Raw genomic sequence first — 8,635 nt, 5'->3', positions numbered from 1 at the left:
GCGACAAAGCTCAGAGGTTCATCAACGAAGCTCAGAGGTTCATTCACAAAGCTCAGAGGTTCAGCGACAAAGCTCAGAGGTTTATCAACGAAGCTCAGAGGTTCAGCGACAAAGCTCAGAGGTTCATCAACGAAGCTTAGACTATCCCCCATGCCCAATGCCCTATATTTAATCATCTTCTAATTTCAACAATTGTTCATCAAGAGTTTGTATCCGTCCGCGCACAATTTCTTCTGAGAGAATTCGCTTCCGCATTGCCTCATTGAGCGCTCCTTTTTCTGCCAGCAGTAAACGTCGACGAATGGCTTCAAGCTTACTGCTCTTCCCACTTCCACCTTCCACCTCATCAGGGCGACGATTATATAGTTCCCGTAATGTTTTTTCTGCACCGGCAATTCGTACCTGATAAGCTGAACGCATCTCTTCATAAACGGCTTTTGGTAATACCCCTGATTTCAACAGGCTATCTAATTCATCTTGTGCCGCCTTACCCGTCATCAATTGGGCTTGTAATTCTTCAACCTGTTGTTGAACTTCGGAAAATTTAGATAATTTTAAGCGTTTTACCACCCAAGGCAAACTTAAACCCTGTCCGACTAACGACACCACCACACAGCCGAAGACTATAGCTATCAGGACCTCTCGCCCAGGCAGTGTAGTAGGTAAGCTCAATGCCAGAGCCATTGAGAGTGAACCTTTGATGTTGCCTAAAAACAGTAAATGTTGCCAGCGCAGCGGAATTGGGCGGTCAATCCAACGAACTAATGCTAGCAGTGGATAGACTGTAAGAACTCGCCCGACTTGATAAGCTAAAACTGCAAGTAGAATTGCAGGTAAAGTTTTCCAAAGCGTTACCAAGTTTATTTCTACACCAATCAACAGAAAAATAAAGGTGTTGACAGTAAAACTGGCATATTCCCAAAAACTCAATAAAGTGATGCGGCTAGAAGCAGAAGTATTGCGAGAAAGCCCTAAATTCCCAAAAATTAATCCAGCAACAACTACAGCCACAGGGCCTGATACACCGAGAAATTGCCCAACCTGAAAAGTTCCTAATGCAACTGCAACTGTCAGTAAAAGACTGCTAAGAGCGTCATCTAAACGGGCGAATACAGGTATACTCAAGTAGCCCAAGACTAACCCTACAACGCAGCCACCTAGAGAGATAAATAGCAGTTGTTGGATTCCCTCTATAAATGTGAGTGAGCCTGTTGAATATACTTGCACGATCAAGTTGAAGGAAACTAAGGCAGCGGCATCATTGAATAAAGTTTCCCCTTCAACGATAGTGGAAAGCCGCGAGGGTACTGGTATATCCTTAAATACAGCAATCATGGAAACAGTATCAGTGTTTGCCAGAATTACTCCGACAAATAATGCAGGTATCCAACTCAGTCCCAGGACAAATTTCAACAGGACGGCAATAATCGCACTGGAAATCACAGCCCCTGGTCCAGCTAGTAAGGCAATTGGTTTAAAGGTGCTGCGTAAGCGGCTGACATCTGTATTAATACCAGCTTCAAAGATGAGAATTGGTAAGAAAAGATCCAAAACAAGGGTTGGACTTAAACCAATCCGACGAGACAATAACTCAGTGATGGGCAAACCTGCTATTACTAAACCCGTAACATAAGGAATTCCCAACCGTCGGGACAACAAAGCTACACCTGTAGCCAGAACCAAGAGAATAATTGAAACTTTGACTAATTCGGTAACATCCACTATTACGTTTTGGAAAGTTAGTTTGGCTTGACTGATAGATTCTCTCCTCATTCACGCCAAATTAGCAAGTTAAGTCTGCAAAAAAAAGCCGGGTTTTTTCGCTATCAAGCCTAAAAAACCCAGCTTTCTGTCATATCCGAATGGCACTAAGATATCGGTAAATCCACTATTGATAAGGTTTTTGGGTGTGGGGTGTAGTGACGTTCGCGCCAGCGTTGCGTAGCAAAGAAATCTATTAATGTTCGCACTTGTTTTTAATTTTCTTGATTTTCTCCTACACCCTACCCCCTACCCCCTATACCCTGCCCTGACCAGGTTTCACGTTTTCTTTGTGCCATTCCTGTTATATTCTTACTCGAACCCGGTAACTCCCGGAATCTCAAGGACAAAATCTGCGCCATATACAGATGCAGGAGTCTGGAATCCTACCTTAACTTCGCCTTTAATTACCCGTTTGATCACTGCTACAGCCGCCAATGCCGTAAAATCGTATGCTTCCGGCCCTAAGAGCTTCGCAGTTACTTGTTGACCAGTTTCATCCTCAGCAATACCAATTACTCTAACTTGCCCCTTGGCTCTTTCTGCTGCCGTTGGCCCAGTGGGTAGAGTTTTAATTAGACTTGCTAAAGCATTTTGGAATAGAGACGAGTTAAATAACCATCCCGAATACTGACTCGACTCCATCAGAAAGCGCACAGGATTAGGAAATACGGTATAAACCTCAATATTGGGAATACCCGTACTTTGGAAAGCAGTGAAAATATCAGCACGCCAAGGGTTTGTTACTGCTGTCACCGGGCCATAACCAAAATCAACTTTACGTCTTTTCGATGCTGGGCGAGATGGGATGAGCTTACCTGCTTCTCGGACTACCCCGATATGATGTAAAGTTGGCAGTACTGTATTTGCAGTTCCCTGAGATACACCCCCCACTGTTTCATAGATTAAAATCAGTCGCGTTGCAATTGCTAACTTCTGTTTGAGGTAAGCAGCTACACAATCAGTAGGGACAACTCCAAATCCCACACCAGGGAGAAGCATTATCCCTGCACTTTTAGCCTCCGCATCTCGTGCCTGTAGCGCCTGAAATTCAGGTACTTCGCCAGCGATGTCTAAATAATGAGTTTTAGTTTGCAGGCAAGCATCGACAAGTGGCTTTGAGGTTTTGGAGAAAGGCCCAGAGCAATTGATGACAGCAATTATATCCTCAAGAGAGCGAGCGATCGCTTGCGGATCGTCTAAGCCAAAAACCTGAAAGTCCAAACTTAATTCATTGGCTACAGCTGCTAGTGAACTTTGATTACGTCCAGCTAAAATTAATTCCAGTCCGTTATTTTTAGCAGATTCAGCAATGAGTTTTCCAGCATAGCCAGTTGCACCATACAATAACACCCTTGATGTCATTATTATCACCAACTAGGAATTAATTGTTCGCAATCTGCTGCCATAACCTGACTTCAGGTGGTTCAACTAAAAATTGTCCTGATTTTTCCCCTAAAGCTTTAATATACGGCTGCTCTAGGTGTTGAGCTAAAATTTCTTGGTTGACCCAGTTTTCATGTAACAGAAACAAAGATGGGTCGTCAACAGATTGGTGCAAATCGTAATTAATACAACCTTCTTCTGTAAGAGTGAGAGCTATTACAGGTTGAAATTCCTGCTTAAAATTGTCTTCCAAACCTGGCTTCACTTTTAATCGAGCGGTGACGGTTATTTTCTGATTTGACATTGTGATTCCTCTTTTTTACTAAAACTAATTCAAGTATTAATGCTATTAATAATTTCCGAAGGCTTGAAGTAGTTATAAGGTATGGGACGAGTTTGATTTCTAATGTCTATTTGCCGTTCTATTTCATGCAAATTCTGTTGAAATTGCACCACAATTTCCTGCGCCAACGGGTCGGCAAACTCCTCATCATAAAAACCCAATTTGTCATAGTGGTACGATGTTAAAATCTCAGTCCACATCACCTGGTCGGCAGCTTGTTTAAAGGGAGGAAGTATCTTCATAATAGTTTCCAAATCCACACCTTTAGTTTCTGGAATTGGGTGGTAGGCTGCATAGGGCATATTGGGTACAAAAGCCATATATTCGTACTGAGAAAAATTCAAAGCAGAGTGTAGAGGAGCGCAAGTGAATACTACCACACTGATGATTTCAATCAGTTGTTCTAGAGTCTCAATCTTGGCTGGCATTCCCTTGACTCTACCACCATCTTGAGCCACTAATTCTCTAGCCCAATTTTGCAACTCATAGTCGTCACTGATATCCTGTGAGGTTTTGTAATAGAGTTGCAAGTATTCAGCCACAAACTTTTCGACAGCATTCCAAATTAATATGCCATCGTCCCGGAAAGGAAAGTGCGGTAAAATTTCTGGATCGTCTGTTTGACGACTTTTTATTAACCGAGGGAAGGTAAATTTTTCCACACTCCATTCTTCATAAACCTTCGCTACAAATCCAAGAGACTCCGCCAATGAACCTGCCATAAACTCATCAACTGGGCCTCCAGGCTGTAAAAACTGAGTGCGTCCCAAATCGTTATCAAATAGCATGAAACGGAAGTGGGGTTTTAACAGTAAAGCGATGGGATGATTTTCTGCTAGTTGGCGCGCAGTTACAATCGCAAAGGGAGCCATAACTGCATGGGTATAGGCGAAATGACTGCCTAATTCTTGATGGTTGCCATCAGCAATTTGAACGCAGGTTTTTGCTAAAAACCAATCTAAATGGGGGTCATCTGGTGTATAAATAACGCTTTTTGCACCAGAGTCATGATTAATCTGAATGGCAACAGGTACTAGAGAACCACCATTAGGACTATCATTATTTTGCCAATAAAATAGAGCTTGTGGCTTGGGAAGGTACTTTTTAACATTATCGTAGACACCACCTTTAATATTAGATAACAAAGGATAATCTAAGAAATACAGCTTGCCTTCCTTAAGTGCTTTTTCCAAAGTAAATTCTGTACCTGCAACCTTCTGAAAATGTTCATCCGTGACAGCAAAATTATCAGGTAATACATCAATTTTTTGGATAGCTAATGGGTTCGCTCCAGAGAGTCGTTGTTCTGCAAAACAAGAGTCTGTTTTGTAATTTTTTATAACATCGGGTTTTGGTAGGAGTGATAAAAGTTCTTCATATTCTTCCAATTCATCCAATGGATCTAAGAAGTTTCTGGCTTTAGCAGCTAGCATATTTGGTGCAAGGCTTGCCATACTTGCCAAACGTTTAGCAGTATATTCTGCCGAGAATATTTCTTTATGAGGAACTTTATCAATTACTGGTAGAGGAGCTAGATAATCGTAATTAAACTTGTACTCTTCTCGATTTTTATCTAGCCAATTGATTCGGACATTAACATCAGGATCTTTTTGTGGTAAATATGGTTTCACGATGATCTCCAATTCTATTTTTGAGCGGTTGCTAGTAAATGATTAACGTCAGGATTTAGCAAACAAGCTTCATTACAGAGTTTTCAGATACTCAATCAAAGCTTTTTTATTCTCATCAGATAAATCAGTGCCATAAATATGTCCCTGATTTGAATTAGCAGTTACCTTGGTATCGTATTTAAAACCTATAGCTTTGGCTTCATCTCCCTCAGTAATAAAACCAACTTTTTTCGGGTCGTAGACATCATATCCCCGATAGAAAACTTGAGGACGATTCTCTGGTTTCTCGAACAAATCTTGTAGAGATGGGACTGAACCATTATGTAAATATGGCGCTCTTAACCATAAGCCATCTAGGGAAACGGATACATACCCATTGGTTTTACGTAAGTTTTTGAAGTCCCAAGGGTAGCCATCACCAAAATGATTGTAAGTATCTGCTCCTTCTTGCGTCCACATATCTAACCGATGGCGGTCAGTTCCTACTTCTTCCACAGGGATAACAGTACCTGTTCTTTCCCCACCAAACGCGTGACAAGATGCACAAGTATTAGCAAAAATTTGGCTTCCTTTTGCAGCCACTTGCTCATCAATAGCAAATGGATATTTAGGAGGTGGTAGTTCTTGAATAAAATCTTCTACTCGTTGTAAATTGGCTACAGGAAGTGATTTTTTGGTAGCACCATCACCAATTGCTCCAGTTTGAACAGTTTCTGTTAGTGAAGTTTCTAACCCATCCCAATGAAGTGCAAACCCTTTGTGCATCTTTTGATTCCAAAGAGGCATCATATCAGAGTTGCCAATAGTGTTATCTTTAGGCAACTTTAAAGTATTGAATTTAACCGGATTAAAAGGATCAATTCGACCAGGCCCCCAGTTAGGACGAGAATCTGTCCAACTATAGTCTTCTTTTTGTTGCAGCAGTGCTTTCTTAGTTTGAGGAATTAGCAGATAGCGATAAAGTAAATTTTCTAACCAGGAAAGGTTGTAATTATATTTGATTTCGTCAAGGATATAATCTGCTGTAAATCTAGGATCGCCAGCAGTTGCACTCAAAAATCGTAAATAGCCTTGCGAATCAAATTTATTAGCAGGAGCCGCAGCCACAATTGTGGGTTTATCTTTCTCTGTTTTTCTATAGGTGGCAGTATGGCAAACAGCGCAAGTTATACCGACGCGAGGGAAGCCAATGGTTTTTTTCGTAAACCCAACTGGCATTTCTTTACCCTCTTCCCATGTGATTCCCAAGGAAGTATAACCACCTGGCCCTGGTAATTTATCAGGGAATATTCGTGGTAGTACCAGCCAAATCCAATAGGGAACACCTTGTGCTTCTTCTGTGCCAATAGAACCATATTTAAAGTGTTCTTCAGGCGATTCATAATATGTGGGAACCTCTCGAAAAAGGTTGTACCATCCCACATACCCAACTACACCAGCTAAAACGATCGCAATTAAAACTATGCTTGTGATTACCCTACCTATTTTATTTTTAAGTATTGTCATGGCACTCTTTTGCTCCTTTGCAGAAGAATCTGTTTGTAGTGCAGGAATATATCTACACTAAGCTAGGGATAAAATTAAGATAATTGCTTCACTGGAATTGCAGCGATTGCATTTTGCTACGCATTGCTAGGGTTAGAAGAATTAGTTCCGCTAATCCAAAAAACAGGTCTACAAAGGCAATGGATAAAAATCCTTTATCTTGTCCAAAGAAAAGTACTGCACAAATGAAAAATGTTGATCCAAAAGCTCTTGAAGGAAATATTGATATCCAGGCAGTTGCCTGATATCGGTACGGATCAAGTGCCCCAGGAATATAAAATGCACTAATAATAAACAACAGCATTCCCGCAGCACGAACCCAGATAATTGGCTCTGGTATATGCATTTTCAGGAACGTCAGCATTAATTCTGGAAAGAAGCAAGAAGGAATGACAAAAAGCATATTAACAATAATGCCAAGCCAAGTAACGCGACTAAACCATTTAGCGTAATTATTCATTTTTTCTCCTTTTAAAGCTTTTTCATGTATTCAACTAGGGCATTTTTATCTTCTGTAGGAAGATCGGTTCCATATAAATGACCACTGTTACTATTTCCAGGTTTTGTGGTATCGAACTTAAAGTATTGCTTACCGTTTTCTACACCGACATCAGATACAAAGCCAACTTTTGCTCTGTCAATGACATCGTAGCCACGATAGAATTCTTTAGGTCTATTTTCTGGTGTTTCTAGTAAATCCCGTAAGGTGGGGACTGAGCCATTGTGCAGATAAGGGCCACGTAACCAAACACCATCAAGGGGCATATTTGCATAGCCATTAGTCTTACGGAAATTCTTAAAGCGCCACGGATACCCTGTATACAGAGTATTTTGGTTAGACATCGTTTTGTAGGTATATGAGTCGAGACGATGAGGGTCTGTACCAATTTCTTGAATTGGGACAACTTTGCCTGTATATGCACCACCAAAAGCGTGACAACTAGCACAATTACTTTCAAAAAGCTGTTCTCCCTTCGCTGCTATAGTTTCGTTAACTTCGTAGGGATATTTTGGTGGTGGTAGTTCCCAAAGCCAATCAGCAACTCTCTGAATTCGAGGCAAATCAATCGTTGTGGGTGTGACTCCAGCGCCTAAAGCTGCACTTTTATTTCGTTCATCAACGGAAGTGTTATTACCATCCCAATGTAACTGCAATCCCTCACGGGGTTTTTGATTCCAAACGGAAGGGAAATCAGAAGTACCAATCAGTTCATCCTCACGCAATTTATCCATTGGGAAATGAAATTGAATTGCTTTATAAGGATTAAAAGTATCTACTCTTCCTGGCCCCCAATCTGGTTGTTTTTCAACGAAATTTAGTCGAGAACCCTGATTAATTAGTGCATCTCTGGTTTGAGGAATTGCAATGAAGCGATAAAGTAATTTTTCAATGGGATTAAGACCACCACTGATTTTTTCAATTTCTGGCAACATCCGGTTAGCAGTAAAGCGCTCATCTACACCAACTGCTGATAAGAATTTGATATATCCCTGCAAATTAACTACATTAGCAGGCATTGCCGTGATGACTTGATGTTCGCTATTGGGAGTATTTCGCAGCGTTCCTGTATGACATACAGCACAATTCAAGCTAACTCTATCGATAAAGACTCGTCGTTGCGAAAAACCTATAGGTAAATCTTTGTTAGGTTCTTTGATAAATCCCAAAGAAGTATAACCTTTTCCAGGTAATTTATCTGGGAATAATTCTGGTAAAACTTTCCAAATCCAGTAAGGGATGCCATTGACTGGTTCGCTGCCGATTGAACCATATTTAAAGTGGTTTTCAATATCAGCATAATCCACTGGGGAGTTGGACAAAACAGGCCAAAGGAAAAATACTGCTACTGCTACAATACCTACAATCACAACCCAAATCCGCTGGAAGATTCCCTTGATTGAGGTTGGAAGTAGGGTAGGGTTTGTTTGTTCAGTCATGAAACACTCCCCATTTTTTCGAGATTATTTC

The 8,635-nt window shown here is 40.9% G+C and carries 7 protein-coding genes; all 7 read right to left on the bottom strand.

Annotation, left to right across the window (positions count from 1 at the left end; translation table 11 throughout):
- Window positions 1–168 precede the first annotated feature (168 nt).
- Window positions 169–1,722, bottom strand: a complete 1,554-nt coding sequence (locus RMY27_RS15710) for a cation:proton antiporter (RefSeq protein ID WP_322664730.1) — start codon at window positions 1,720–1,722, stop codon at window positions 169–171.
- Window positions 1,723–2,073: 351 nt separating this feature from the next.
- Entirely contained in the window at window positions 2,074–3,126 is a 1,053-nt protein-coding gene (locus RMY27_RS15705) for a saccharopine dehydrogenase family protein (RefSeq protein WP_322664687.1), read from the bottom strand.
- Window positions 3,127–3,145: 19 nt separating this feature from the next.
- Window positions 3,146–3,451 (bottom strand): putative quinol monooxygenase, encoded by a 306-nt coding sequence (locus tag RMY27_RS15700; protein ID WP_322664685.1) that lies wholly within the window; start codon window positions 3,449–3,451, stop codon window positions 3,146–3,148.
- A gap of 29 nt (window positions 3,452–3,480) precedes the next feature.
- A complete protein-coding gene (locus RMY27_RS15695; RefSeq protein ID WP_322664683.1) occupies window positions 3,481–5,121 on the bottom strand; it encodes a lipoxygenase family protein in 1,641 nt (546 codons plus the stop codon).
- Window positions 5,122–5,193: 72 nt separating this feature from the next.
- Window positions 5,194–6,627 carry a c-type cytochrome gene (locus RMY27_RS15690; protein WP_322664681.1) on the bottom strand — a complete coding sequence of 478 codons (1,434 nt, stop codon included), beginning with the start codon at window positions 6,625–6,627 and terminating at the stop codon, window positions 5,194–5,196.
- An 88-nt stretch (window positions 6,628–6,715) separates the two neighbouring features.
- Entirely contained in the window at window positions 6,716–7,126 is a 411-nt protein-coding gene (locus RMY27_RS15685) for a hypothetical protein (RefSeq protein WP_152591000.1), read from the bottom strand.
- An 11-nt stretch (window positions 7,127–7,137) separates the two neighbouring features.
- Window positions 7,138–8,604, bottom strand: coding sequence for a c-type cytochrome (locus tag RMY27_RS15680; RefSeq protein ID WP_322664678.1), 1,467 nt, complete (start codon window positions 8,602–8,604; stop codon window positions 7,138–7,140).
- Between the last annotated feature and the right edge of the window lie 31 nt (window positions 8,605–8,635).

It is taken from the genome of Nostoc sp. DedQUE09, assembly GCF_034530915.1.
Lineage (GTDB): Bacteria > Cyanobacteriota > Cyanobacteriia > Cyanobacteriales > Nostocaceae > Nostoc.
This window is presented reverse-complemented; position numbering and strand designations above follow the sequence as displayed.

Bases quoted from the DNA above. Each gene is read 5' to 3' on its own strand.
- RMY27_RS15700 (WP_322664685.1), bottom strand. From the start codon at position 3,451: ATGTCAAATCAGAAAATAACCGTCACCGCTCGATTAAAAGTGAAGCCA.
- RMY27_RS15705 (WP_322664687.1), bottom strand. From the start codon at position 3,126: ATGACATCAAGGGTGTTATTGTATGGTGCAACTGGCTATGCTGGAAAA.
- RMY27_RS15680 (WP_322664678.1), bottom strand. From the start codon at position 8,604: ATGACTGAACAAACAAACCCTACCCTACTTCCAACCTCAATCAAGGGA.
- RMY27_RS15685 (WP_152591000.1), bottom strand. From the start codon at position 7,126: ATGAATAATTACGCTAAATGGTTTAGTCGCGTTACTTGGCTTGGCATT.
- RMY27_RS15690 (WP_322664681.1), bottom strand. From the start codon at position 6,627: ATGACAATACTTAAAAATAAAATAGGTAGGGTAATCACAAGCATAGTT.